This window comes from Micromonospora sp. CPCC 205554, assembly GCF_036902745.1.
Classification (GTDB): Bacteria; Actinomycetota; Actinomycetes; order Mycobacteriales; family Micromonosporaceae; genus Micromonospora; species Micromonospora tulbaghiae.
The window spans coordinates 619,836-644,740 of the sequence record NZ_JBAKHP010000001.1; the positions used below are offsets into that span (position 1 = coordinate 619,836).

Here is a 24,905-nt window from a genome sequence, read left to right on the forward strand (position 1 = left end):
TCAGTGGATGCGGCGACCGTGCGCGTCCGGCACCCCGGACTTGCGGAAGAAGTAGGTGTTGATCTGGTCCCGCCACTCGACGGCGCTGCGGAGCTGTTCGTCGAGGCGCTCGGCGACCCGGTCGTGGACGGCCGGGTCGACCGCCCCGGCGACGAGCCGCCACCGCTCCCGCATCGCCGCCACCTCCTCGACCCCGGCGAAGTGCGTGTCGTAGATGTGCTGGATCACGGTACGGCCGCCGTGCAGCACGTGCCGGTAGGGGACGTGGTGGAAGAACAACAGCAGTTCGTCGGGGCAGCGCTCGACTGACTCGTACACCTCCGACCACGGCGGCGGGTACTGGCCGGTGAAGCCGGTCCCGGTCGCCCGGGTCCGGTCCACCCCGACGCCGTCGCGGTCGGCGAAGTGGTAGGTCCCCCACGGGGTGTACTCGTAGCCGTCCACGTCCGGGCCGTAGTGGTGGCCGGGCCGCACCATGAAGCCGACGCCGAGCGGGGCGGTGTAGCGCTCGTAGGTGCGCCAGGAGTCGTCCATGATCGCGTGCATCGTTCGCCGCACCGGTTCCGGATCGCCTGTGGTGACCGGCAGCCAGGTCAGGTCGATCCACTCGTCGAGGATCGCGGCGGGATCCAGCAGCGGATCCCAGGCGAGCCGACCGAAGGCGTACAGGTTCGCCTGGGCCAGGGGGTGCCCGGTCCAGAACGGGTCGTCGCCCACGTTGGCCACGGCGACCAGGCCGCCGCCGGTGCCCGCCCGGCCGGCCGCCACGTCGGCGATCGTGCCGCCGGCCTCGCCCCGGGGCCGGAACCGCAGCACCTCGCTCCACCATGGTCCGAGGTAGCAGACGTGCCGCTGCTGGCCGGTGTACTCCTGCGTCGCCTGCACCTCCACCGCCAGCCGGGTGGCCGGCATCGCGGCCAGCACCGGGGACACCGGTTCGCGTGGCTGGAAGTCCATCGGGCCGAACTTCACCTGGAGGATCACGTTGCCGGCGAATCGCCCGTCCAGCGGCGCGAAGTGGTCGTACGCGGCCCGGGCCCGGTCGGTCGACCGGTCCCGCCAGTCCTGGCGGTGGTCGTAGACGAACGCCCGCCAGTGCACCACGCCGCCGTGGGGGGCGAGCGCCTCGGCGAGCAGGTTCGCGCCGTCGGCGTGGTCGCGCCCGTACGCGAACGGGCCGGGCCGGCCCTCGGAGTCGGCCTTCACCAGGTAGCCGCCGAAGTCGGGGATCCGCTGGTAGACCCGCCGGGTGGCGGCGGCCCACCAGGCCCGTACCCGCTCGTCCAGGGGGTCGGCGGTGGGCAGGCCGCCGAGGACCACCGGCGCGGCGAAGGTCACCGACAGATGCACCCGGATGCCGTACGGGCGGAGCACCTCGGCGATCTCCGCGACGTCGCCGAGCCGGTCGGTCAGCAGCCGCGCCTCGGTGTCGTGCACGTTGACGTTGTTCACCGAGATCGCGTTGACGCCGCAGGCGGCGAGCAGGCGCCCGTAGTCCCGGAGCCGGGCGGGCTCGCGCCGGGCGGCGCCGTCGCGCCAGAACAGGGAGCCGCCGGCGTAGCCGCGCTCGACCTGGCCCGACACCGGGTGTACGGCCACGTTGTCCCAATGGTCGAGCATGCGCCGGTCCAGCACCGGCCGGTGCCGGCGCGCCGGAAGGTCGTCGTCGAAGGCCGCCGCGCCGAGCCGGACCACGTGGAACATCCCGTACAGCAGGCCGGCCGGCGCGTCGGCCAGGACCACCGTCACGCCGTTCACCCGCGCCAGCAGGTACCCCTCGTCGCCGAGGGCGCCGTCACCAGTGCCGTTCACCGCCGGTGTCGCACCGAGCCGGGCCGCCTCCGCCGCCGCGTTCGGCACCGGACCGGCCTCGCGCAGGGCCAGCACCAGGTCGGCGTCCACCTGCCACGGTGGACCGTGCCAGACCCGTCCGCCGTACCGGGCGCAGGCCCGGCTCACCTCGTCGAGGACGGTGTCGACCAGGAGGCCGTCGCCGTGCACCAGCACCCCGCGGGAGCCGAGGTCGCGGAACGCGGCGGGCGGCAGCCAGGCGGCGTGCCAGGTCGACTCGCCGGCGTCGGCGGACGCCCGGCCGGTGACCGGAACGCTCATGCGGTGAACTCCGCCCGGATGTCGTCGATCATCGGATCGCCGATCCGCAGCAGCGCCAGCACCATGAGCGCGGCCGCCAGGGCGAGCACCGCCTCGGAGAACACCGCTGTGACACCGGCGGCGGCGGCCAGCAGCACGACGTTGCCGACTGTGACGCCGGGCCTGCGCGCCACGAAGTAGACGGCGAGCCGGAGCACGTCGCGGGTGCGGAAGGTGAACAGCGAGACGATCACCAGCGCGTTGAGGCCGACCAGGACCACCCCCGCACCGACCGCCACCAGCGGCACCGCCCACCAGCCGGGGACCGCGGCGGCGGGCAGGTTCGCCAGGTTGACCGCGATGACTGCGAGCCACAGCAGCGTCGGCGCCCAGACGCGCAGCACGCCCGGCAGGTTGGCCCGGTAGGCCCGGCGGAACACGGCCGCCGGACGGAGATCGGTCAGGTCGGGGCGTTGGTGCCGCAGCGTGTACAGGGCGGCCGAGACCGCCGGACCGACCGGCAGCGCGGCGGCGGCGACGAGTGGAAGGTTGCTGCTGTCGCGTTCGAGCAGCACGAGCACGGCCAGGCCGGGCAGCATGCTCGCCAGGAGCAGCAGTTCGACCACGAGCAGGGTGTGGACCGTCGCGGCGGCCCGCGACAAGGGCCCGTCGCCGAACTCCCGCAGCCCGCCGGTCGCGCCGGTCACCGTCGGTCCCCGGGCGGGTCGAGCAGCCTGTCGTCCCACCACGGCGGGGTCTCGTCCACCACCGGGGTCAGCTCGGCGAGGGTCACCTCGTGCCGGGCGAGGTCGAGGTCGAGGTCGGCCCGCCCGCCCGCGACCGGCAGGGCCCGGTGGGTACGGGCCGGCTCGGCGGCCTCCCGCAACGCGTCGAGCTGCCGAGGGCGGGGCGAGTGCGGGCTGCCCATCTCCCGCCAGGCCGCGAAGGCGTTGCCGGCGTCCTCGCTCACCGACGAGCGGAGCAGGAACGCCGACGCGGTACCCGGCGGGCCGATCGGAACCGACAGCGACACGCTGTGCCGCTCGGGTGCCGGTTCCCGGCCGGTGACGTCCACCGGGGCCCAGGCCAGCACCGCGACCCGGCCGTCGGGGTGCCGGGTGACGAGATGGTCCGGCCCGCGCGCGAGCACCTCGTCGCCGAGCCGGGCCATGAACGCGTACAGGTGGTAGGTGGGTTTCTTGATCTGCCGGTGGGTGAGCAGGCCGAAGCCGCCGTGCAGCGGCGCGGTCGGCACCCCCTCCTCCTCGAACACGTCGCTGAAGGTCCAGTAGGAGAAGGAGTCGACCAGGTCCCCGCCGCCGGCCAGCACCGGCGCGAGGTAGGCGGCGTGGAAGGCCGTGTCGTGGATCGGGTTGTCCGGCCGGTAGGAGGAGTTGAACTCGGTGATGTGCACCGGGCGGCCGGCCAGCGCGGTGCCGGCCAGGTGCCGGCGGGGCGCGGCGAACTGCTCCAGCAGTTCCGTGGCCGGGGCCAGGGTCTGCCGGGTGCCGAACGGCACGTGCCGGGCGGGGCCGGAGGTGTAGGCGTGCCGGCTGACGAAGTCGACCGGCACGTCGCGGTCGGTGACGAACTCGGCGAACGGCTTGAGCCACTCGTCGGCCCCGGGTGAGAGGGCCGGGCCGCCGACCTGGAGCGCCGCGTCGACGTCCTTGACGGCGTGCGCCGACACCTCGTAGAGGCGGTGGTAGGCGTTCTGGTCGGCGCGCGCCCAGAACGCCGTCAGGTTGGGCTCGTTCCACACCTCGACGGGCCAGCCGCGCACCTCGTCCAGGCCGTACCGGTCGACCAGGTGGGCCACCGTGGCACGGACCAGGTCACCCCATTCGGTGTACGACCGGGGAGGCGTCACGTTGCCCCGCCACCAGAACACCGTCTGGTCGCCGGAGGCGAGCGCCGAGGGCATGAACCCCAGCTCCACGAAGGGCCGGATGCCCATTTCGAGGTAGGCGTCGACGACCTGGTCGACGTAGGTGAAGACGTGCCGCACCCGGCGCTCGCCCCGGTGGTCGTAGGGGCGGTGCACCCCGACGCCGTCGCTGAGCAGCCCGTGCCCGCGGATGTGCCGGAAGCCGATGTCCCGCTGCACCAGCGCCAGCGAGTCCTGATAGTCGCGTCGCAGCGCCAGGTCGAACCGGCCGGTGCCCACGCAGGTACGCCAGGCGTCGGTCAGCCGGCCGACGGGCCGCTCGGGAACGGTGCCGCGCATCGCCGGTCAGCCGTGGCTCTTGCGGTACCGCTCGTACGCCTTGTTGACCAGGTCGGTGTAGGCCTGCGCATTCTTGCCCTTCAACTCCGAGACGTAGGCGTCCCACTCGCTCAGCGGCCGCTGGCCGAGGGCGAACTTCAGCGTGTTCTGGGTGACGTGGTCCTTCAGCGCGGTCGCCCACAGCGTCGTCTGCTCCCGCTCCTCGTCACTGAGCGGCGCGGGTGGCGGAGTCACCCAGGGCGCGGCCTTGCGGGCGTTCATCTCCTTCTGGAACTCCAGTTCCTCGGGCGAGAAGAACGACTGCACCAGGTCGAGCTTGCCGCCGTACGCGAAGACGCCGTTGTAGAAGCCGAAGTCCTTCTGCAGGTGCTTGCTGCCCTTGGGGTTGAGCCCGATGACGTTGACGTCCGGGGCGAGGGTGCGCTTGCCCGAGGCGTCCTTGGTGTACGTGGTGCCCTCGACGCCCCACTTGGCGAACTCCTGGCCGGCGTCGGAGTACCAGAGCCAGTCGACGAACTGCATCATGGCCACGAAGTTCTTGCCGTCGCGGGCCTTGCTGGAGATCATCACGCCGTTCTCCAGCCGGCTCGCCGCGTTGACCGGGCCGGTCGGCCCGACCGGGAAGAGGATCTTGCCGAGCCGGGCGTTCGGGTTGATCTTCGCGATGTCCGGGCGGTAGTCGTTCACCAGCGTCTGCGCGTTCGTGCTGATCACGAAGGACTTGCCGCTGGCGAGCTTCTGCCGGGCCTGGTCGTCGGTCTGGGTGAACGTCTCCGGGTCGAGCAGCCCTTCGGCGACCAGCTTGTGGAGGTACTCCACCACCTGCCGGTAGCCGTCCGACGCGCCGGTGAAGACGTACCTCCCGGCCCCGGCGTCCCAGCTCGTCGGCTGGTAGTTCCAGCCGGCGCCGGGCAGGCCGTGTGCCAGGGCGAGCATGTTCAGCAGGTTGCCGGCCGGGTTGGGCTTGCCGAAGCGGTCGGAGAACGGGATGACGTCCGGGTGGGCCGCCTTCATCGCCTTGAGCATGGCGTACACCTCGTCCCACGTGGTGGGGGACGGGATCTTCAGCTGCTCCAGCACGTCGGTGCGGACCGCGAGTGTGTAGTCCTGCCAGGGCTTCTCGTGCAGTCCGGGCAGCAGGTAGAACTTGCCGTCCTCCTGCCGGAGCGTGTCCATCTCCGGCTGGAGCTTCCACCGCTCGATCTTGTCCTTGAAGTGCGGCATCAGGTCGAGGTAGTCACTGACCGGCAGGATCGCGCCGGAGGAGACGTACGAGTTCTCCTGCGGGTGGTAGGTCTTCGGGATGATCAGCGGGGCGTCGCCGGAGCCGACCAGTACGCTGCGCTTCTGCTCGTAGTCGCTCAGCGGCACGGCTACCGGGTCCAGCTTGACGTTCGTCCGCCCGGCCAGCTCGGTCCAGAACAGCCACTCCGGCTTGAGCGGGTAGTTCGGGTGGTTGTTGTAGAGGATCGAGAACGTGACCGGCTCGGTGGCCTTGAACTGGTCCCCGACACCGTACTTCTCCATCGCGCCGGCACGGTTGCGGTCGAGGTCCTTCTTGTCGGGGGTGTCGTCGCCGCAACCCGCCAGGGAGACGACGGCGGCCGCGCCGGTGGCGAGCAGCACCTGGCGCCGGGACAGCTGGGCCATGGGTTCTTCCTTCCGGTGGTGGGGGTGCGTGGGCGGCTATCCCTTCACGGCGCCGAGCATGACTCCGGAGACGAAGTAGCGCTGGATGAAGGGATAGACCGCGAGGATCGGCAGGATCGTCAGCACGATCGTCACGGACTGGATGGTGGCGGCGGACTGGACGACGTCGCCGGCGCTGCCGAGGCCACCGCCGGTCTGCGTGGCGTCGGTCGCGCCCGCGATGAGGTTGCGCAGGTAGACGGTGACCGGGAGCAGGTCCTGACGGTCCATGTAGAGGAACGCGGCGAACCAGGAGTTCCAGAACGAGACGGCGTAGAACAGCACCATCGTGGCGACCATCGCCTTCGACAACGGCAGCACGATCCGCAGCAGCGTGCCGTACGTGTTCAACCCGTCGACGGCGGCGGCCTCCTCCAGCTCGACCGGCAGGCCCTCGAAGAACGCCTTCATCACCAGCAGGTTGAACACGTTGATGGCGTTGGGCAGGGCGATCGCCCACACGGTGTTCTTCAGCCCCAGGCTGGTGACCAGGACATAGTTGGGGATCAGGCCGCCGGTGAAGAACATGGTGAACACGGCGATGCCGACCAGCGCGGTCCGGCCCCGAAGGTGCCGCTTCGACAGCACGTACGCGTAGCAGGTGGTCAGCACGACGGAGATGAGCGTGGCGACCACCGTGTAGAAGACGGTGTTGCGGTAGCTGACCCAGAACGTCGGGTCGGAGGTCACCACCCGGTACGCGGTGAGGTTGAACCCCCGCGGCACAAGGTTCACCTCACCCGCGACGATGTACGCGTTGTCGCTGAGCGAGCGGGCCACGATGGTGAGGAACGGGTACAGGGTCACCACCACGACGCCGGTCAGCACGACGGCGTTGACCGCCTGGAAGACCCGGTAGCCCCGGGTGGGCCGGGGGCCACGCGGGCGGGCGGCCGGTTCCCGCGTACGGGCCGGGGTACGGGCCTGCGTGCTCACCACAGGCTCGTCCCCACCGTGCGCCGGGAGATCGCGTTCGCCGACAGCACCAGCGTCAGCCCGATCACGGACTCGAACAGGCCGATCGCGGCGGCGTAGCTGAGGTTCCCGGAGACGATGCCCACCCGGTACAGGTAGGTCGAGATCACGTCCGCCGTCGGGTAGGTGAGCGGGTTGTACAGCAGGAGGATCTTCTCGAAGCCGACGGCCATGAAGGTGCCGATGTTGAGGATCAGCAGGGTCACCATCGTCGGCCGGATCCCCGGCAGCGTCACGTGCCAGGTCTGCCGCCACCGGTTGGCGCCGTCGATGCGGGCCGCCTCGTACAGGTCGCCGTCGACAGTGGTCAGCGCGGCGAGGTAGAGGATGGTGCCCCAGCCGACGGTCTGCCAGACCTCCGAGGAGACGTAGATCGTCCGGAACCATCCCGCCTGCTGCATGAACGGGACCGGCTCGCCGCCCACGGCGCGCACCATCTGGTTCACCGTGCCGTCCACCGACAGCAGCTGCAGGACCATGGCGGCCACGATCACGATCGACAGGAAGTGCGGCAGGTAGGACACCGACTGCACGAACCGCTTGAGGGCGCGGTTGCGCACCTCGTTGAGCAGCAGTGCGAGCACGATCGGCAGCGGGAAGCAGAACACCAGGGTCAGCGCGCCCAGCACGAGCGTGTTGGTGAACACGTTCCAGAAGGTGGGGTCGGTGAAGAACAGCCGGAAGTACCGCAGCCCGGTCCAGTACTCGCCGAACAGGCTGCCGCCCGGCTGGAAGCGCCGGAACGCGATCACGTTGCCGAGCATCGGCAGGTAGCGGAACGTCAGGAAGAACAGCAGCGGCAGGACGGCCAGCGAGTAGAGCTGCCAGTCCCGGCGCAGGGCCCGCCGCCAGGGCGTACGGCGACCGCGCCGGATCGGGGATGCCAAGCTCATCCTCCCGCCTGACCATCGACCGGAACTTTCCGGTAATACGCCGTAAGCCTTTCGGAAATTTATGGGTATCGTTATCGCGTGTCAAGAGTGTCGATTGACAACTCCCTCGACCAGCTCCGCCGCTATGCGCCGGCCGTCGTCGAGCCCGCCGACTTCGACCAGTTCTGGCGCGCCACCCTCACCGCCGCCGCGGCCACCCCGCCGCTCGTCCGCGTCCGTCCCGAACCCACCGGCCTGCGGCTGGTCGACGTGTGGGACGTGACGTTCGCCGGCTTCGCCGGGGAGCCGGTCCGGGCCTGGTACACCCGCCCCGCGGGCGTGCAGGAGCCGCTGCCGGCCGTGGTGGAGTACCCCGGGTACGGACGCGGCCGGGGCCTGCCGGGCGAGCGGCTCATCTGGCCGGTGGCCGGTTACGCCCACCTGCTGGTGGACAACCGGGGACAGGCCGGACTGTTCAGCCGCGGCGACACCCCGGACCCGCACGACGCGCCCGGCGGGCCCAGTCCCGCCACGCGGGGAATCCTGACCCCGGACGACTACCACTACCGCCGCCTGATCACCGACGCGGTCCGCGCGGTCGACGCCGTCCGCGTACTGCCCGGGGTGGACCCGGCCCGCGTCGCCGCGGTGGGCAACAGCCAGGGTGGTGGACTCGCGCTCGCGGCGGCGGGCCTGGTCGACGGCCTCGCCGCGCTCCTGGTCACCGCCCCGTTCCTGTGCGACATCCAGCGCGCCATCGAACTCACCGAGGCGTCCCCCTACGGCGAGATCGCCCGCTACCTGGCGGTGCACCGCGAGGCGGAGGAGCAGGTCCGGCACACACTGTCCTATGTCGACGGCGTCACCTTCGCCCGGCGGGCCACCGCTCCGGCGCACTTCGGGATCGGCCTGCGGGACGAGGTCTGCCCACCGAGCACCGGCTTCGCCGCCTACAACCAGTACGCCGCCGCCGGATCGACGGTGCCGTCACGGGAGATGCACACGTACCCGTTCAACGGGCACGAGGGCGGGGAGGCCGTCCACGTCCGGCGGCAGCTGCGCTGGCTCGACGCGGTGATCCGTCCCACCGGGACCGTAGCCGGGTGACGGACCCACCGGATGTGCGCAGCGGAGCGCCTGGACCTGGGCCGGTGTCTCGGGGCAGGCGTCGTGGCGCCTGCGCGGGCACCCTCCGGGGCGACTGTCGTCCGCCCCTAGACTGCGCCGATGGATGCAGAATTCACGGCCAACGCCGCAGCCACCGCCGCGATCTTCGGAGTCTTCGGGATGGCCTGGTTCGGCTGGGCGCAGGAGGCACCGCCCAAGGCGTGGCGTCCGTGGCTCGGCATCGGCTCGGTGTTGTCCCTGGCCGCGGCGATCACCGGTGGCATCGTCACCGCACGCACCTGGCACGAGGGCAGCTCCGTGGACGACAGGACGGGGCCGGTCTTCGGTGTGATCGTCCTGATCGAGGTGGTCCTCTGCGCCGCCGGCGCGATCTGGCTCCGGCGGACCGGCCGCACGCCCCTGGTTCCGGCCTGGATCGCCCTGATCGTCGGCCTGCACTTCTTTCCCCTGGCGCCACTTCTGGGGTATCCGGCCCTCGCGATCTGGGCCGCGCTGGTCACCCTGGTCGCGCTCGGCGGCGTCGCCGTCGCCCGACGGTACGACCTCACGCCCAGCGCCGCCGTCGGTGCCGGCACGGGTGTGGCGCTCCTGGCCGGAGCGGCGACCGCACTGGTGCACGCGCTCACCTAGGCGTACCGCCCGGCGCTGCCCGAGGGGAGTCAGCAACCCTGGCGGCGGCTGTAGATCTGGTGGCGCTGACCAGCCCATCCGATGTAGCCGACCGCCTCGACGCAGTAGGTCGCCGTGCCGGTGACGGCGACCGGGCCGGCGTAGTAGCTGAAGTCGCCGGAATTGGTGTCCGCGCCTCCCGATCGGGTGCAGTGCGCGCCCTCGCCCGAACGCTCCGCGCAGCGGTAGATCTGCACGAAGGTCGGAGCCGACTTCCCGTACGCCGCGCCGCGGTGGTAGAAGCAGGCGCTGTTGGTGCCCCCGTTGCTGCTGTTGTAGTAGATCACCAGTTCACCGAGCCCGGACGACTGCACCTGGCTGTAGGTGATGGTCCCCGAGCAGGAGCCGGCCGCCTGGGCGGCGGGGGCGCCGGCCGTCAGGCCCGCCCCGATGGTCACCAGCACCGTCAACATCGAAAGTGCGCGCTTCATGAAATCCCCGATCCTACCGCTGATACGTCCAAAGTGGATCATAGACGCCCGTGTCCCGTCGGAGCGACGGGCCCGCTTCCATAGGTGACCACCTATTGACAAACAATATTAACAATTGGACTCTGCTGAGAGAGCGCTCTCCCGTCCCGTCTCCAGCGAGGTGTCGCCATGCGTCTCCGAAGAAAGCTGCTCGCCGCCGCGTCCGCCCTGGTCGCCGGACTCGCGGGCACCGTCGCCGCCACGCCCGCCCACGCGGTCGGACCGGCGTTGCTGCCCGTCACCGTCACCAACACCACCGGCCGCAGCGACCCGGTCCACCTCTATGTCATCGGCGTCCAGTTGTCCTCCGGCCGGCTCGGCTACGTCACCTCCGGCGGCACCTTCGTGCCCTGGACCGGCGGGCAGATCCCGCCGTCGCCCGCGCCGGACGTCTCCATACCGGGCCCCGCCAACGGCGGCAGCACCACGATCCGGTTTCCCCGTGGCTTCTCCGGCCGGGCCTACTTCGCACTCGGGCAGAAGCTGAAGTTCTTCCTCACCCCGGACGGGCTGGTACAGCCCGCACCCTGGGCGGCCGGTGACGCGAACCGCGACATCCTCTTCGACTGGAGCGAGTTCACCTACAACGACTCCGGGCTGTGGCTCAACAGCTCTCAGGTCGACATGTTCGCCATCCCGCACGCGGTCACCGTGACCGGCGCCACCGGCGTCACCAAGCGCACCGGCGACGTGGTGGCCAACGGGCGCAACGCGGTCATCGACGGCATCCGGGCACAGCCGGGCTGGGCCGGCACCGTCCACACCCGCTCCGACGGGACCGTGCTGCGCGTCCTGGCTCCGGGCAAGGCGGCCGGTGCCGGGCTGCTGAGCGCCACCTACCTGGACTCCTACATCGCCTCCGCGTGGAACGCGTACACCACGAAGACGCTGACCGTGGCGCCCTTCGCCGACCAGCCGGGCATCCGGTACTACGGCCGTACCTCGGGCACCACCATGACCTTCACCAACGGCAGCGGTCAGGTGGTCGCCTCCTTCAACCGGCCCTCCTCGGCCAGCGTCTGGGGCTGCGACGGCGACCTGCCCGCGCCCAACGACCAGGTGGTCGGCCCGATCTCACGTACGCTCTGCGCCGCCCTCAACCGGGGCACGCTCGGCACCGTCGACACCCAGCCCAGCACCAACGCCGCCGGCTTCTACCGCAACAACCCCACCAACCAGTACGCCCGCCTGATCCACGCCAACATGACCGACGGCCGGGCGTACGCGTTCGCCTTCGACGACGTCGGCGGATTCGAGTCGCTGGTGCACGACGGCGACCCCCGTTCGGCCGGACTGATCCTCAGCCCGTTCACCGGCGGTGGCGGCGGCACCCCGACCACCGGGGTGCCCGTGGTCAGCACCTGGAACAACAAGTGCATCGACGTGCCGAGCTCCAACTTCGCCGACCGCGCGCCGCTGCAGATGTGGAACTGCAACAACACCGACGCGCAGAAGTGGACGTTCAGCGGCACGGCGCTGAAGAGCCAGAACAACAAGTGCATGGACATCGACGCCGGGTCCACCGCCAACGGGGCGGTGGTGCAGCTCTACACCTGCAACGGCACCGGCGCGCAGCAGTTCACCCTGAACGCCGCCGGAGACCTGGTCAACCTTCAGGCCGGCAAGTGCGTCGACATCAAGGACTGGAACGGCGACGACGGCGCGAGGCTCCAGCTCTGGGACTGTGGGGGCACTGCCAACCAGAAGTGGCGCAAGGGCTGACCGGCCACGCGGCGAGGGCGGGGGCCGACCGAAGGTCGCCCCCGCCACCGGCAGGTGGAGCGCTCACTGGACCGGGACGAAGGTGGCGGCCAGCACCCGCCAGTTGCCGTCCTCCCGCACCCACAGCCGGGTGTAGCGCAACCGCGCGGACACGACGGCACCGCCCTGGACCGCATCCACCGCAGCGACGGTGCGGGTCACCCCGGTCTCACCGTCGTCCTGGACGTCGAGCGACTCCTCCACCAGGCCGGTGATCCGCAGGGCCCCCGAGCGGTAGCTCTCCAGATCGTCCTCCTTGGTGAAGACCGTGCCGTCCGGTCCGGCACCCACGACCCGGGGGTGCAGAAGCGCGTCGAGGGACTCGACATCGGCGGCACGCTGAGCGGCTTGGAGCCGCCGTTCCGCAGCACGGAGATCCATCCACCGATCCTCTCCGGCGCCCCGCACCACGACAAGCGGGTTAGCTCGCGGCAGAACGGCAACGTTGCGGCCCACACCCCTGTTCGCTGACATCTACCATCCCTGACCATGATCTCGACTGTGTGGCGGATACTCACCCGCCAGATCGACCCCAACCCGGCGCAGGACGACGCCGCGCTGCGCGAGGCGTGCACGCAGGCGCGGTACGGCTCCGACATCGGACCGGCCCGGAAGGCTCTGGCCGCCACCCGGGACGACTACGACCGCCGGGCACGGTACGTCCGTGTGCTGGCCGAATCGACCGCTCGTGGGCTGGGATCGCGGGTCGACCGTACGACCGGTCGCGTCGACACCACAGACGCCTGGACCGACCGCTGGGCGTCGCGCGCGCCCGCCGATCCGGACGCCCAGCTCGTCCGCGCCCGTTCGCTGATGGCACGGGCGTGGGAGGTGCGCGGCGGCGACTGGGCCTCCAACGTCCGTCGGGAGCAGTGGGCCGAGTTCCACCGCCTGCTGAACCTGGCCCGGCAGGTGAACGATGTCGCGATGCGGCTCGCACCGGACGACCCCACCCCGTGGGCGCACCGGCTCAATCTCATGATCGACGAGAGTGCGCCACTGGAGGACGTCGAGGAGACGTGGCGTGAGCTGACCAAGCGGGATCCCCGGCACCATCAGGGCCACGTCTTCAAGCTGACCTACCACTGCCGGAAATGGAGCGGCTCGCACGAGGCGATGTTCGGCTTCGCCCGCTCGGTCGCCGCCACGGCGCCCACCGGCTCACCACTACTCGTGCTGCCGGTTCGGGCCGCCGCGGAGTGGGCGCTGTGGGAGCAGGATCGCGAACCCCACGGCGGTACCGCCGAGGAGATCGGCGAGCGGTGGCGACAGGATCCGGTCATGCAGTCGGATCTCGACAACGCGCTGAACCGGTGGTTCCACCAGCCGGCGACCCGGCACGCCGACTGGCTCGACGACGCGAACTTCCTGGCGTACGGGCTGGTGCGCACCGGCCGTGACGCCGAGGCCGCGCCGGTGTTCGCGTCGATCGGCCGGTACGTGACCGGCGTTCCGTGGGCCTGGTGGGGCGACGAGCGGCACGACGCCGTCTTCCTCCGAGCCCGTCGCCGCGCCCGCCGCGCCGCCTGACCGCAGGCGAGGCCGTCGCGGCCACAGTCGATTCCCCCTCGGAGGAGCCGTTCTTACCACTCTCTTACGGGACCGCGCTCGGGCGCACACGGACCTTCCCGGAACGGGATGCTGAGGTCCGGCCACCAACCCGGGAAGAGGGTCACCATGGGATCACCGGCACGGTACGGGCTGTCCGTAGCGACAGTCTCCACTCTGGTGGCGGGCGTGCTGCTTCCGCCGGTCACGCCGGCCGCCGCCGCGACGCCATCGACATGGACGGCGACGGTCCCCGCGTTGATCCACGAGAGCCGGCTGACCGACGTGGCCGCGACCGGACCGAACAACGCCTGGTCGGTCGGCTACCAGGCGTCCACCTATACGGGCTACTCGATCGACCAGCCGTACGCCCTGCTGCGGTGGAACGGGCGGACGTGGACGGAGCGGCGGCTGCCGCACGAGGCGCACGTGCTGTACAAGGTGGACGCGGCGAGCGCCCGGGACGTCTGGACGGTGGGCTCCCGTCGCGTCGGCGAGTCGTACGCCGGGCACTTCGACGGCGTGACCTGGACGGCGCACGCGCCGTGGCCCGCCCCGACCGGGACCTCGGCGCTGCTGGACGTGGCCGCCACCGGCGGCGGCCGGGCCGTGTTCGTCGGCCACGACGGCGGCCGGCCCCTGGTCGTGGAAGGCGGCACCGGTCAGTTCGGCCGGGTCGCGGTACCGGGAACGGAGGGACTCAACGGCGTCCTGCGAGCGGTCTCCCGCACTCCGGACGGTGGCGTCTTCGCCGCCGGCGAACGGTACGTCGCCGACGCGCCCTACCCGGAGCCGATGATCGCGCAGCGCGTCGGCGGATCGTGGCGGGTGGCGCCACTGCCACCGATCCCGAGCGCCCGGCTCACCGGCGTGTGGGCCCGCTCGTCGACCGACGCCTGGGCGGTCGGTACCCAGGACTACGACTCCGCCCCGAAGCCGGTCATCCTGCACTGGGACGGCCGGACGTGGCAGCGGGTGGCCGGACCGGCCCCCGCCGGCTGGGCGTACGCCGTCGCGGGCGACGCGAACGGCAACGTCTGGATCAGCGGCACGAATCCGATCCCGCCGTACGTCGAGTACCCGGGCACGCTGCTGCTGCGCTACACCGGGGGGCGATGGAGCGTCGCGTACGGGCCGAAGGTCGACGGCAACGACCCGAGCCTGGACGGCCTGGCCAACATCCCGGGGACCTCGTCGTTCTGGGGGAGCGGCACCGTGTCGACCGCCGGGCTCCGCCTCACCGCCGTGATCGAGCGGACCAGGTGAGGGCACGGGTGTGAGCTCGTCAACCGGACCACCGACCGGTCGCGGCACGCCGCCGCGCACCCGCCGGCCCGTCTCCGAGGTGGAGGCGGGGCGGCCGGTCTTGTCGGAGCCCGTGGCTATCCTTCCGCGGTGTCGTACGCCGATCTCAGTTTCGCGCAGTGGAACGATCTCTCCGACGGCGCTGCCCGCCGGATCGCCCAGGACATCGCCGCGCGGCACGAGCTGACAGTGGTCGGCGTGCAGCACACGGCGTACGCGGGGCGGTCGCACCGGACGGCGCTGTTCGACCGTGCCGGGATGCGGTTCGCGCTCGTACCCGGCGGCCGGCCGGCGCTCGGCTACGACGCGGGCCGGTTCCGGCCCCATCCGCGCCAGGCCGCCGACTACGCCGACAGCACCGCCGAGTTCGGGCTTCCGTCGCTGACCGAGTACGTCGACGCGATGACCTCGCCCGCACGCGACGTCGACATGCCGGCGATGCTGGTCGCGGTGGACGCGTTCGACCCGTGCGAGATTCCGCTGGCGCCGGACGACCCCCGGGTGCGGGAGCTGGTCGCGTCGGCCGGAGGGCGGCTCGGCGGGCTGCGCACCGTCGGATCGGGCGGTGACGGGCTGAGCGTCGAGTTCGACCGGACCGGGCAGGTGGTGCGCGCACGGGCGATCCGCGAGGTCTCGTACGACGAGGCGATGGCCGGGCTCGCGAGCCTCGGTCTGCGGACGGCCTCCCCGGACGAGTGGGAGTGGGCGTGCGGCGCCGGTGCGACGACACTGTTCCGCTGGGGCGACGACTGCGCCGACGCCGGCTATCCGTACGACCACAAGACCGGCCCGCACCGGCAGGAGAACCTCTGGGGCCTGGCGATCGGGCAGGATCCCTACCGGCACGAGGCGACGACCGAACGCACCGTCGTGTGCGGAGGAGACGGCGGCGGTGCCACCTGTGGCGGAAGCGGCTTCTTCCTGGGCTGGCTCACCCTCGCCACTGCGTACCGCGACGAGGACTTCGGCCGGTGGTTCGCCTCCGACGACGGGTACGCCGACGAGATCCTGACCCGGCCCGTCATCGAGCTGAGCTGAGGCCCGGATGGACACCCGGATCCGCGAACCCCTCGGCACGGCGGGCGATGACTGATCGTCCGCTGCTGTTCCTGGACGTCGACGGGACGCTTCTGCCCTTCGGCGGCTCCGCCGGGCCGTCGGACGACGGCGTCAACCCGCTGCTGGCCGGTCTCGACGCCGGACACGGCTGCCGGCTCGCGGCGTTGCCGTGTGCTCTCGTGTGGGCCACGACCTGGATGCCGACCGTCGGGCCGCGCCCGTAGCCGTCGACACGAGCCGGTCAGGCTGCCCACAGCACCGCCTGTCATGCTCGACAACGATGACCACCGAGCGTCCCCACGGTTCCCGCCGCCCGCGCCGCCGCGCCCCGCGCGTCCTGCTGGTCGTCGGCGTCCTCGCGGTGCTCGCCGTCGCCGCGGCGGTCGTGGTGCCGCTGGTGCGGCCACCCGGCCCGCGACCGGACTTCCAGCTTCCGGTGGCCTGCGGCGAGACGTGGCGGCTGTCCACCTATCCGGGGCACGACGACTACGACGTCGACCTCTTCCCGACCTCCGGGCAGGCGTGGGGACGGCCGGTGCTCGCCTCCGCCGCCGGCACCGTCACGGTGGCGGCACCGTGGCCCAGGTGAACGTGCCGGAGGTGGCCGTGCCTGCGCGGAAGACCTGGAGGGTTCCGGCGGACAGGTCGCCCCAGGTGGTCGGCACGAAGCGGTAGAACTTGCCGTCGGTCTCGTCCTCGGTCAGGTAGACGACCCGGCGGACCGGGTCGGCCGCGGCCGCCTCGTGCTTGAACCGGCCCATCGCGGGCCGCGCCACGGCGGTCCCGCCGAGGGGGTACGTCTCGAAGACCCGGCCCAGGGACACCTCCTCGCAGGAGAGCCAGGTGTTCCACGGCGTCTTCCCGCCGGCGCAGTTGTTGTTGGTGCCGGAGAGGATCCGCGACGCCCCGACCACGGCACCGCTGGCGTTGAAGACCAGGCGTGAGGCGCCGCCGCCCGCGCCGGCCGCCACCTCGGAGTTCGACACGTAGATCCAGCCGGTGCCGTTGGGGAACACGGCGCCGCCGTCGGGAGCGTCGTGCCAGGTGTACGACGTCCCCGGCACGGTCCGGCGGGACCGCGCGACGATCGAGCTGGTGAACCCGGCCGGCAGCTGGATGCCGTTGGCTACGGCGGGCTGGAGCCCGCCGTAGGGGCCCGTCGCGTTCTGCGCCGGGGCTCCGTACGCGGCCGACCACGCCGTGAACGGCAGGGCGAGGGCGCCCGCACCGACAACAGTGGCCCGCAACATCGCTCGACGATCCATGGAACCTCCTCGTAGGTTCCCCAGATCTGACCGTGCGGAGCTTACGCACGCCGATCTGTTGGATGAACGTCGATGGACGGCTCGGTGTGCGGCGTCGTGCCCGCGCAGCTACGGACGCAGATCCGTCCGCGCCTTCCCGGTCGAGGGGTCGTACGGGTAGGAGAGGTGCTGGTGGGTCATCAGCCAGGCTCCGTCGCGTCGCTGGAAGACGCGGGTGCCCCGGGACCAGCTCTCGACCGGCGGGCCACCGCTCGGGCCGACCGAGACGCGGTTGAGGTCCCACGCGACGGCGAGGTCGCCGTCGACCAGGATCGTCAGGTCGGGCACGTCCCAGGCGACCGATCCGTCACCTGACGCGGCCAGGCCCGCCGCGCAGACCTCGCGGACCGCGTTCACGCCGACGTGTCGCAGCGGCTGGTCGTGCTCGTACGAGACCACGTCGTCGGCGACGGCATCCATCAGGGCATCGAGGTCCTTGGCCGCGGTGCCCTCGAACCAGCGCCGGTGGAGCCGGCGCACCTCCGCCTCGGCGGCGTCCGGGGCCGGCTCGGCGGCGGGTCGGCGAGCGGGAAGGAGTGGTGTTCGTGGGTGACCACCCAGCGGCCCTCCCGCCTGCGCAGGCCGAAGGTCAGCCGCAGGCGGTTCTGCGGGCGTGCGGCGAAGTCGGCGGACGTGCCGCAGCGCAGGAGCGCGTACGCGAAGGCCACGTCCTCGCCGGCTTCGACGTCCAGCGACTCGATCTCGAACGACGCGCCCTGCGCCTGCCACCTGAAGAACGGCGGCCAGACCTCCCGGTAGGCGTCCAGCCCGCGCACTCCCTCGTACGGCGGCGGCACGTCGAACATCACCATGTCCTCGGCGTGGTCGGCCAGGACGCCGGCGAGGTTCCCGTCATGGACCGCGGCGGCCCAGCGCTCGACCACGGCCCGGATCTGTTCTTCGTTGCTCGGCATGTCGGCTCTGCCCTTCGTGGCTGGTGAACCCGTCAGGACTACAACCCCGGCCGGACCGCGAACTCATCGCCTCCGCGCGAACCTTCCGGCAGCCGATCCGGTAGGTGGAAGGCAGGCAGGCGCGCGTCGAGGAAGGAGACGACCTCGGCCACCCGGCGCCCCCGCAGCACGAGCAGGTCCAGCCCCGCCGGCAGGTAGGCGGCAGCCGCGTCGTTCCAGAGGTACGTCCCGAACGCGAGCTGGCCGTTGGCACTCGTCGGCAGGAACCGCCACCGCCGCCCGCCCGTCACCTCGGTCAGGAAGCCGCGGAGCTGCTCACGGCCCTCGTACCAGACGGTCAGCGGCGGCATCGAGTACCGCGCGTCCTCCGTCAGCATCGCCACGATCGTCTCGACGTCGCCGGACTCCCACGCCGCGGCGTACCGCCTGGCCACCTCCCGCTGCCCCGCGTCGCCCAGCTCGGCGAGAATCCGCTGCTGGCTGCGCGGCGGCGTCAGCCCGGCGACGATCCGGCGGGCCCGCTGCATGGCGCTGTTGACCGCGGCGACTGTGGTGACCAGCATCCCGGCGGTCTCCTCGGCGGAGTAACCGAGAACGTCACGCAGCAGCAGGACGGCACGTTGTCGCGGCGGCAGATGCTGCAACGCGGCCACGAACGCGAGTTCGATGCTCTCGCTCGCGATCGCCTGAGTCTCCGGATCCGGTTGAACAGACGGGGCAGGGCGGTCCGGATACGGTTCGAGCCAGCTCACCTCCGGCCCGGGACACACCCTGGGCGGTGAAATCGGTGGGCAGTTCACGCCGCCCGCGCGCCTCGAGGAGAGACAACGCACGGTTGGTGGCGATCCGGTAGAGCCACGGCCGGATCGACGCATGCCCCTCGAACCGGCCGACAGCCCGCCACGCCCGGTCCATGGTGTCCTGGACCGCGTCCTCCGCGTCGTGGAAGGAACCGAGCATCCGGTAGCAGTGCGCACGCAGCTCGCCCCGCAGGGGTGCGACCAGACGACTGAAGGCCGCGCCGTCGCCCGCACGTGCCGCCGCCAGCAGCCTCGCCGTAACGTCCTCGCCCGACGGCCCGGCCTCCGCCGATGGTTCGCCCTGGCTCACCGGCCTCAATCTACTGCCGGGCACCGGCCGCACCACGAGACGCTGCCGACAACGGCGATGGACTACGGAACGGTGGGCCGGAGACCTCGCGGCCGGGTCGACGTCCCGATCCGAAGCCCGGGTTCCGCAGGGCCCAAGGTCCTCTCATCCGGGTCGGACGGGACTTCTACCGACGCGGGCTGCGGGTGTTGGCTGAAGTGGGAGCGAGGGAAGGAGCAGGCGATGGGACAAGCCGGCGCGCAGGCCGTGACTGGGCAGATCGGGACGGTGGACGTCCGCTTCGCGGCAGGTGAGTCCTACGCAGTCGCGGTGCGGGGGCACCAGATGCTGGTGGATCAGCCGCTGGAGGCGGGCGGTGACGACGCGGCGCCCACGCCGGTGGAGCTGTTCGTGGCCTCGCTGGCCACCTGTGTGGCGTTCTACGCCGGCCGGTACCTGACCCGGCACGGCTTGGACCGGGACGGCCTCGGGGTATCGGTCACGTACCGGATGGCGGCGGGCCGGCCGCCGCGGGTGGCGGACATCCGGCTGTCCCTGCGGCTGCCGCAGGGGTTTCCGCAGGCGCGTACGCAGGCGCTGCTGGCGGTGGCGTCGCACTGCACCGTGCACAACAGCCTGACCACCCCGCCGGCAGTAACCGTCGACGTGCTCTGACCGCGTCCGGGCAGGGGAAGGTGCACCACGAAACCGACGTACGCCCGGAGCGAGCGCCGCGCCGGCCGGGCCCGCCTCACCCGAGGCACCCCCCACCTCGCGGACCTCTTCACGATAATGATTTCCGCTTCGATTGTCACCGAGTGTCGTGCGTGGTTGACCGCGAACGTTCCGGCTCAGCCGGGAGCGCCCAGCTGTCGGGCAGCGGCCCGCGACCGGGCCGACGCCGGGGCGAAGCAACGACCTCCGCCTCCTCCAGACCAGGTCGAGGCACCTTCCGGCATCGCCGAGCCGGTGGGCCGACGCGCGAAGTCGGACTCACCTGACCCTGTTGACGCGCCGCCGGACTACGTGGTGTGCTCCCCAGGTAACTCTATCGGCAATGATGGTCGTTTCAGTTACCCGAGGAGGATCATGTCTCTCACCGTCCCGTCAGCCCTGCTCGAAGCCGCCGAGGCCGGCCCCGTGGACGACGACGCCTTCGTCGCCTGCGTCCGCGACTCCCTCCCGTACGCCTGGGAGACCGTCAGCCGGGTGGTCGCGGAGCTGGAGTCCTCCACGGGGGACTTCGCCGACAACGTGGTGCCACCGCCCACCGAGGCGGAGCGAGGACAGCTCCTGCGAGCTCTGGCCAGCGATGCGATCCGCTCGGGTCTGGAGCGCCACTTCGGGGTGAAGCTGGCCTTCCAGAACTGTCACCGGGTGGCCGTGTTCCGGTTGAGCGCCGTCGACTCCGACGTCTACCGCAGGTTCGTCTCGCCGCGAGGGCAACTGCTCAACCAGTCACCCGAGCTGCGTGACTGCTGATCACCACGGCGCCGGGTGGCCCGGCGGGCAGGTCGGGACACACCTGTTCCTGCTCGCCGGGCACCGTGCCGGCGGCAGCCACGCCCGGGCGCTGTCCGACGCGCACCGTTACGGCCTGGCGGCGGAGGACGCCGGCTACGCCGGCGTCTGGATCGCCGAGCACCACTTCATCTCCTACGGGGTGTGCCCCTCGGCGACGACCTTCGCCGCGCACCTGCTCGGGGCGACCCGCCGGATCGCCGTCGGCACCGCCGCCTGTGTGCTGTCGGTCCGGCACCCGGTGAGCCTGGCCGAGGAGGCCGTGCTGCTCGACGAGCTGTCCGGCGGGCGTTTCCGTCTCGGGATCGCGCGTGGCGGCCCATGGGTCGATGTCGAGGTCTTCGGCACCGGCGAGGATCGTTACACGGGCGGCATGGCCGACGCGGTGGAGATCCTGCTGAGGTGGATGTCCGGTGCGGCGACGGTGGCCGGCAACTCACGCTTTCCGTTCCGGCCGGTGCAGGTGGTGCCCCGACCCCGGCGGCCGATCCCGACGTGGGTCGCGGCTACCTCACCGGCCACCGTCGACCTCGCCGCCCGCCACGGCCTGCCGCTCCTGCTGGGCCTGCACGCAGACCTCGACGAAAAGCGGGCACTGCTGACCCGGTACGCGCAGGTCGCAGCCGAGCACGGTCAGGACGCTTCGCAGGCGCCGCACGGCAGTGTTCATCTGGCCCACGTCGAGGACACCGATACGGCGGCGGCCCGCACCGTACGCGACGGACTGCCCGGACTGCTGGCCGGCACCCGGGAATACGTTCGCCTCGACGGCACCCGGGCCGGTCCGCCCGACATCGATGCCTATGTTCGGAAGCTGGTCGCCGTACACCCGGTCGGCTCCCCGCGACGTTGCCGGGCGGCCGTCGCGGCGGCCGCCGCGCTTCCCGGTGTACGCCACCTGCTGTTCCTGGTCGAGGTGACCGGCGACCGGGCAACGACCCTGCGCACCATCGCCCGGCTCAGCAGCGACGTTCTGCACGGCTGACGCCGGCGGTGGCGCTCAGGTGGCGCAGGCGCCGCAGGTGCCGAAGATCTCCATGGTGTGGCCGACGTCGGTGAAGCCGTGCTGGCTGGCGACCTGGTCGGCCCACCGTTCCACGGCCGGCCCGGCGACCTCGACCGTGCGGCCGCACTCGCGGCAGACCAGGTGGTGGTGGTGGCGGCTCTGGCTGCACCGTCGGTACAACTGCTCTCCCCCCGGCAGCTTGGTGGAGTCCAGTTCGCCGGTGTCGACAAGCATCTGCAGTGTCCGGTAGACGGTGGTCAGGCCGACACGCGCCTGCCGATCCAGCAACATCTGGTGAAGCTGCTGGGCGCTGTGGAAGCCGTCGACCTCGCGCAGCAGTGCCAGCACGTCGGCACGTTGGCGGGTATTGCGGATCATGCCGGTCGTCGCCTCGCTCACCGTTTCTCGTCTCCTTCGTCTGCGTGGCCGATCCGCTGCGGTGGTCGCCGTGGGCGCCCGCTGCGAGCCATCTGGCATCCGTACCCATTATGCATTGCGCATATATCCAGTGTTCTCGCTGACCCCGACCGCGCCGCACTGACGCCGCCCGGGCCGCCGAACGGGGCGTGGCCTGGGATCCTGCACGCCTGCCATTTCTTCGACCGGCGTGTCCGTGTGACGCCGAGGTGCGGGCTGGTCACGGCCTGGTCACAACGCCTTGTGCGCTTAGTGACAATGGCTTTCTTTGGGCGGAGGATCCCCTCAGTCGCGCCCGTCACCGGGCGCTCGCTCTGGGAGGAATCCGCCCGTGACACGTCCATCCCGGCGGGCAGGCGGGACTTCGCCGCCCTGCTCGCCTCCACCGTCACCGGCGCCGTGACCGTCAACGTCGCACCGGCCGAGGGCCGGCAGTTGTTCGGCGAGCTCGACCTCGTCACCCACGAGGGCGCGGTCGTCGCCCGCGGCACGGTGCCCGTCGGCATCGTGACCTGACCGATGCGCGATGCCCGTCCGCTGCCCCCATGAGGGCGAGCATCGCCGAACATGAGCGCACCGTGACGAAATGATCACTGTAAGATACGGCCGTCGAAACTGGGAGGTGATCCGCCTGAGCACCACCGATCCCGCCGCACCCCCGCGGCCCGAGCCGCAGGTTTCCACCGTGCCGAGCGCCGAGCCGGAGGCGTCCGACCGCGAGCGGTGGGTCGGCTCGACCGAGGTGCTGTGCTTCCTGCTCATCCTCGTCGGCGTGCTGCACCGGCAGGTCGGGGCACTGGTCACCGATCCGCGGCTGCAGACCTGGCTCACCGTGTTCGTGTCGGTGATGGTGCAGGCGGTGCCGTTCCTCGTCTTCGGGGTGGTGCTCTCGGCCGTCATCGCGGTGTTCGTCCCCCGCTCGTTCTGGTCGCGGGCCCTGCCCCGACATCCCACACTCGCGGTGCCGGTGGCCGGCGTGGCCGGGGTGGTGCTGCCCGGCTGCGAGTGCGGATCCGTGCCGATCGCGGGGTCACTGATCCGGCGCGGTGTCACCCCCGCCGCGGCGCTGGCGTTCCTGCTCGCCGCGCCGGCTATCAACCCGATCGTGCTCACCGCCACCGCCGTCGCGTTCCCGCGCAACCCGGAGATGGTGGTCGCCCGCGGCGGCGCCAGCCTCCTGGTCGCCTTGCTGATGGGCTGGCTGTGGCTGCGGCTGGGCCGCAGCGACTGGATCCGCCTGCCGCACCACGCCCACCTCGACGGGCTGCCGCGGATGGCCGCGTTCTGGACCGCCTGCCGACACGACGTCATCCACGCCGGCGGATTCCTGGTGGTCGGTGCCATGGCTGCGGCGACGATCAACGTGGTCGTGCCGCAGAGTTTCCTGCACGACCTCGCGGCCCGGCCGGTGCTGTCGGTGCTCGCCCTCGCCGCCCTGGCGGTGCTGCTGTCGATCTGCTCCGAAGCCGACGCGTTCGTCGCCGCCTCGCTGTCCCAGTTCTCCCTGACCGCCCGGCTGGCCTTCCTCGTGGTCGGCCCGATGGTCGACCTCAAGCTGATATCCATGCAGGCCGGCATCTTCGGCCGGCAGTTCGCCGTCCGGTTCGCCCCGGCCACCTTCGCCCTCGCCGTGCTCGTCGCGGCCGGACTCGGGACGGTGATCTGGTGAGTCGCGGAACCCAGGCGGTGGTGCTGGTCTTCCTCGGCGGCGCGATCCTGCGCGCCAGCCTCACCGACCTCTACCTGCGCTACGTCAAGCAGGGACTGCGCCCGTTCCTCGTCGCCGCCGGTCTGCTGCTGGTCGTCACCGCGCTGGTGGCGCTCGTGCAGGAGGTGCGCCATCTCAACCGGCCCGAGGACCAGCCGGACGACGACGGGCACGGTCACGGCCGTTCCGGTCCCGCCGTGGGCTGGTTGCTGCTGCTCCCGGCGCTCGCCCTGCTCTTCGTCGTCCCGCCGGCGCTCGGCGCCGACACCGCGGCCCGCGCCGGTTCCGCCCTGACCGACGACCGGGATATCGCCTATCCCCCACTGCGGCCCGCAGACCCGGTCGAGTTGTCCCTTCTCGAGTACGGCTACCGCGCCGTCTACGACCACGGCCGCACGCTGCGGGGCCGACGCATCCAGCTGATCGGGTTCCTCGCCCCCGGCCCGGACGGCAAACCGATGCTCGCCCGCATCATGCTGTCGTGTTGCGCCGCCGACGGCATCCCCGTCAAGGTCGGCCTGCGCGGCGACGTGCCCGAGGGCCCGGCGAACACCTGGACACGCGCCACCGGCCGGTGGATCCCGCACACCGCCAAGGACCCCGTCAACGACGCCGACCTCCCCTACTTCCAGGTGGAGACCTGGGAGAAGATCCCCGCGCCCGTCGAGCCGTACGAATAGCGCGTGCCCGGGAAGGCCGGCACCTGTCGGCCGTCGTCACGTCCTGCGGCGTCGTTGACGCTGCCGCTGTTGGGCACGCCCGTCATCTCCCGGCCGAGGCGCAGGGAGAGTGGGTCCGGCCGGCGCGGCGCCCCGACGGATGCGGGGGTTCGCGCCGGCCGGATCGTTGCCGGACGACCCGGCTCGGGCGGTCGGCCCGGCTGCCAGGTTCACCGGGGTGAGGTCAGGGCAGCACCTCGAAGGTGAAGGCCTTGGCGCCCGCCTCGCCCACGATGATGGTCCGGTCGTCCGCGCCAGGGCACCTGTTGAACCAGTGGTAGTGGTCCAGCTCGGTCTGCGGCGGCTGCACCGCGTTGAGCGTGACCGTGTCGAACCCTCGATGTTGCGTTCCCGCCTCCCCTTCCACGCCGCGCGGTTCTGCGCGCGGTGGTTCCTGTGCCCCGGAGGGTTGCCGGTGGGCAACACCTCCGTC

24 protein-coding genes and 3 pseudogenes are annotated in these 24,905 nt (G+C 71.6%); 14 read left to right on the forward strand and 13 right to left on the reverse strand.

Annotated features, from left to right (window positions below; translation table 11 throughout):
- From V6U82_RS02700 to V6U82_RS02725, 6 genes are read right to left on the reverse strand one after another with little or no spacing between them, the layout of a single operon-like run.
- A complete protein-coding gene (locus V6U82_RS02700) occupies positions 1 to 2,112 on the reverse strand; it encodes an alpha-glucuronidase (RefSeq protein WP_334458973.1) in 2,112 nt (703 codons plus the stop codon).
- Positions 2,109 to 2,798, reverse strand: coding sequence for a hypothetical protein (locus V6U82_RS02705; RefSeq protein ID WP_334458974.1), 690 nt, complete (start codon positions 2,796 to 2,798; stop codon positions 2,109 to 2,111). Before V6U82_RS02705 ends, V6U82_RS02700 begins: the two co-directional genes overlap by 4 nt.
- Positions 2,795 to 4,318, reverse strand: coding sequence for a GH39 family glycosyl hydrolase (locus tag V6U82_RS02710; RefSeq protein WP_334458975.1), 1,524 nt, complete (start codon positions 4,316 to 4,318; stop codon positions 2,795 to 2,797). The genes V6U82_RS02705 and V6U82_RS02710 overlap by 4 nt, the downstream gene beginning before the upstream one ends.
- Positions 4,319 to 4,324: 6 nt before the next feature.
- Positions 4,325 to 5,968, reverse strand: a complete 1,644-nt coding sequence (locus V6U82_RS02715) for an ABC transporter substrate-binding protein (protein WP_334458976.1) — start codon at positions 5,966 to 5,968, stop codon at positions 4,325 to 4,327.
- Between the two features lie 36 nt (positions 5,969 to 6,004).
- Positions 6,005 to 6,943 (reverse strand): carbohydrate ABC transporter permease, encoded by a 939-nt coding sequence (locus tag V6U82_RS02720; RefSeq protein WP_258544637.1) that lies wholly within the window; start codon positions 6,941 to 6,943, stop codon positions 6,005 to 6,007.
- Positions 6,940 to 7,875 carry an ABC transporter permease gene (locus V6U82_RS02725; protein WP_334458977.1) on the reverse strand — a complete coding sequence of 312 codons (936 nt, stop codon included), beginning with the start codon at positions 7,873 to 7,875 and terminating at the stop codon, positions 6,940 to 6,942. The genes V6U82_RS02720 and V6U82_RS02725 overlap by 4 nt, the downstream gene beginning before the upstream one ends.
- Before the next feature lie 87 nt (positions 7,876 to 7,962).
- On the opposite strand from V6U82_RS02725, the gene V6U82_RS02730 reads away from it, so the two are divergent.
- Together V6U82_RS02730 and V6U82_RS02735 are read left to right on the forward strand one after the other, a co-directional pair.
- Positions 7,963 to 8,961, forward strand: coding sequence for an acetylxylan esterase (locus V6U82_RS02730; protein WP_334458979.1), 999 nt, complete (start codon positions 7,963 to 7,965; stop codon positions 8,959 to 8,961).
- A gap of 120 nt (positions 8,962 to 9,081) precedes the next feature.
- Positions 9,082 to 9,612 (forward strand): hypothetical protein, encoded by a 531-nt coding sequence (locus tag V6U82_RS02735; protein ID WP_334458980.1) that lies wholly within the window; start codon positions 9,082 to 9,084, stop codon positions 9,610 to 9,612.
- A gap of 29 nt (positions 9,613 to 9,641) precedes the next feature.
- Here the strand turns inward: V6U82_RS02735 and V6U82_RS02740 are convergent, their stop codons facing one another.
- Complete coding sequence (locus V6U82_RS02740; RefSeq protein ID WP_334458981.1) at positions 9,642 to 10,082, reverse strand: hypothetical protein; 441 nt, start codon at positions 10,080 to 10,082, stop codon at positions 9,642 to 9,644.
- Between the two features lie 168 nt (positions 10,083 to 10,250).
- Between V6U82_RS02740 and V6U82_RS02745 the strand changes: the two genes are divergently transcribed.
- A complete protein-coding gene (locus V6U82_RS02745; protein WP_334458982.1) occupies positions 10,251 to 11,843 on the forward strand; it encodes a beta-1,3-glucanase family protein in 1,593 nt (530 codons plus the stop codon).
- Positions 11,844 to 11,906: 63 nt separating this feature from the next.
- Here the strand turns inward: V6U82_RS02745 and V6U82_RS02750 are convergent, their stop codons facing one another.
- Entirely contained in the window at positions 11,907 to 12,263 is a 357-nt protein-coding gene (locus tag V6U82_RS02750; RefSeq protein WP_128136412.1) for a nuclear transport factor 2 family protein, read from the reverse strand.
- Between the two features lie 108 nt (positions 12,264 to 12,371).
- Here V6U82_RS02750 and V6U82_RS02755 point away from each other — a divergent pair, with 108 nt between their 5' ends.
- The 5 genes from V6U82_RS02755 to V6U82_RS02775 all read left to right on the forward strand — a co-directional run bounded on the left by V6U82_RS02755 (position 12,372) and on the right by V6U82_RS02775 (position 16,383).
- On the forward strand, positions 12,372 to 13,412 hold the full coding sequence (locus tag V6U82_RS02755; protein WP_128136411.1) for a DUF4034 domain-containing protein: 1,041 nt from the start codon (positions 12,372 to 12,374) through the stop codon (positions 13,410 to 13,412).
- A 147-nt stretch (positions 13,413 to 13,559) separates the two neighbouring features.
- Positions 13,560 to 14,696: a hypothetical protein gene (locus V6U82_RS02760; protein ID WP_334458983.1), complete on the forward strand. Its 1,137-nt coding sequence runs from the start codon at positions 13,560 to 13,562 to the stop codon at positions 14,694 to 14,696.
- Between the two features lie 129 nt (positions 14,697 to 14,825).
- A complete protein-coding gene (locus tag V6U82_RS02765; protein WP_334458984.1) occupies positions 14,826 to 15,773 on the forward strand; it encodes a hypothetical protein in 948 nt (315 codons plus the stop codon).
- A gap of 47 nt (positions 15,774 to 15,820) precedes the next feature.
- A complete protein-coding gene (locus V6U82_RS02770; RefSeq protein ID WP_128136408.1) occupies positions 15,821 to 16,018 on the forward strand; it encodes a hypothetical protein in 198 nt (65 codons plus the stop codon).
- 56 nt (positions 16,019 to 16,074) lie between these two features.
- Positions 16,075 to 16,383 carry a hypothetical protein gene (locus V6U82_RS02775; protein ID WP_334458986.1) on the forward strand — a complete coding sequence of 103 codons (309 nt, stop codon included), beginning with the start codon at positions 16,075 to 16,077 and terminating at the stop codon, positions 16,381 to 16,383.
- On the opposite strand, the pseudogene V6U82_RS02780 reads toward V6U82_RS02775, so the two are convergent.
- The 3 pseudogenes from V6U82_RS02780 to V6U82_RS02790 all read right to left on the reverse strand — a co-directional run.
- Positions 16,358 to 17,059, reverse strand: a pseudogene (locus tag V6U82_RS02780) (alkaline phosphatase PhoX); the annotation flags it as partial. The gene V6U82_RS02775 and the pseudogene V6U82_RS02780 sit on opposite strands and share 26 nt — an antisense overlap.
- A gap of 108 nt (positions 17,060 to 17,167) precedes the next feature.
- Positions 17,168 to 18,012, reverse strand: a pseudogene (locus V6U82_RS02785) (SgcJ/EcaC family oxidoreductase).
- A 38-nt stretch (positions 18,013 to 18,050) separates the two neighbouring features.
- Positions 18,051 to 19,062, reverse strand: a pseudogene (locus V6U82_RS02790) (sigma-70 family RNA polymerase sigma factor).
- Positions 19,063 to 19,344: 282 nt separating this feature from the next.
- On the opposite strand from V6U82_RS02790, the gene V6U82_RS02795 reads away from it, so the two are divergent.
- The 3 genes from V6U82_RS02795 (at position 19,345) to V6U82_RS02805 (ending at position 21,607) form a co-directional block, all read left to right on the forward strand.
- The gene (locus tag V6U82_RS02795; protein ID WP_128136467.1) at positions 19,345 to 19,776 is read left to right on the forward strand and encodes an OsmC family protein; all 432 of its coding nucleotides are present in this window, start codon (positions 19,345 to 19,347) and stop codon (positions 19,774 to 19,776) included.
- Between the two features lie 414 nt (positions 19,777 to 20,190).
- Positions 20,191 to 20,583, forward strand: coding sequence for an SCO5389 family protein (locus tag V6U82_RS02800; protein ID WP_128136468.1), 393 nt, complete (start codon positions 20,191 to 20,193; stop codon positions 20,581 to 20,583).
- The gene (locus tag V6U82_RS02805) at positions 20,573 to 21,607 is read left to right on the forward strand and encodes an LLM class flavin-dependent oxidoreductase (RefSeq protein WP_128136469.1); all 1,035 of its coding nucleotides are present in this window, start codon (positions 20,573 to 20,575) and stop codon (positions 21,605 to 21,607) included. Before V6U82_RS02800 ends, V6U82_RS02805 begins: the two co-directional genes overlap by 11 nt.
- A 15-nt stretch (positions 21,608 to 21,622) precedes the next feature.
- Here V6U82_RS02805 and V6U82_RS02810 read toward each other — a convergent pair whose 3' ends face one another.
- The gene (locus V6U82_RS02810) at positions 21,623 to 22,006 is read right to left on the reverse strand and encodes a Fur family transcriptional regulator (protein WP_181726507.1); all 384 of its coding nucleotides are present in this window, start codon (positions 22,004 to 22,006) and stop codon (positions 21,623 to 21,625) included.
- Between the two features lie 297 nt (positions 22,007 to 22,303).
- On the opposite strand from V6U82_RS02810, the gene V6U82_RS02815 reads away from it, so the two are divergent.
- From V6U82_RS02815 to V6U82_RS02825, 3 genes are all read left to right on the forward strand, one after another.
- Positions 22,304 to 22,561, forward strand: coding sequence for a hypothetical protein (locus tag V6U82_RS02815; RefSeq protein WP_334458987.1), 258 nt, complete (start codon positions 22,304 to 22,306; stop codon positions 22,559 to 22,561).
- A gap of 70 nt (positions 22,562 to 22,631) precedes the next feature.
- Positions 22,632 to 23,714, forward strand: a complete 1,083-nt coding sequence (locus tag V6U82_RS02820) for a permease (RefSeq protein WP_334458990.1) — start codon at positions 22,632 to 22,634, stop codon at positions 23,712 to 23,714.
- Positions 23,711 to 24,433 (forward strand): TIGR03943 family putative permease subunit, encoded by a 723-nt coding sequence (locus tag V6U82_RS02825; protein WP_334458992.1) that lies wholly within the window; start codon positions 23,711 to 23,713, stop codon positions 24,431 to 24,433. The genes V6U82_RS02820 and V6U82_RS02825 overlap by 4 nt, the downstream gene beginning before the upstream one ends.
- Before the next feature lie 223 nt (positions 24,434 to 24,656).
- On the opposite strand, the gene V6U82_RS02830 is transcribed toward V6U82_RS02825, so the two are convergent.
- Entirely contained in the window at positions 24,657 to 24,782 is a 126-nt protein-coding gene (locus V6U82_RS02830; RefSeq protein ID WP_334459036.1) for a hypothetical protein, read from the reverse strand.
- Between the last annotated feature and the right edge of the window lie 123 nt (positions 24,783 to 24,905).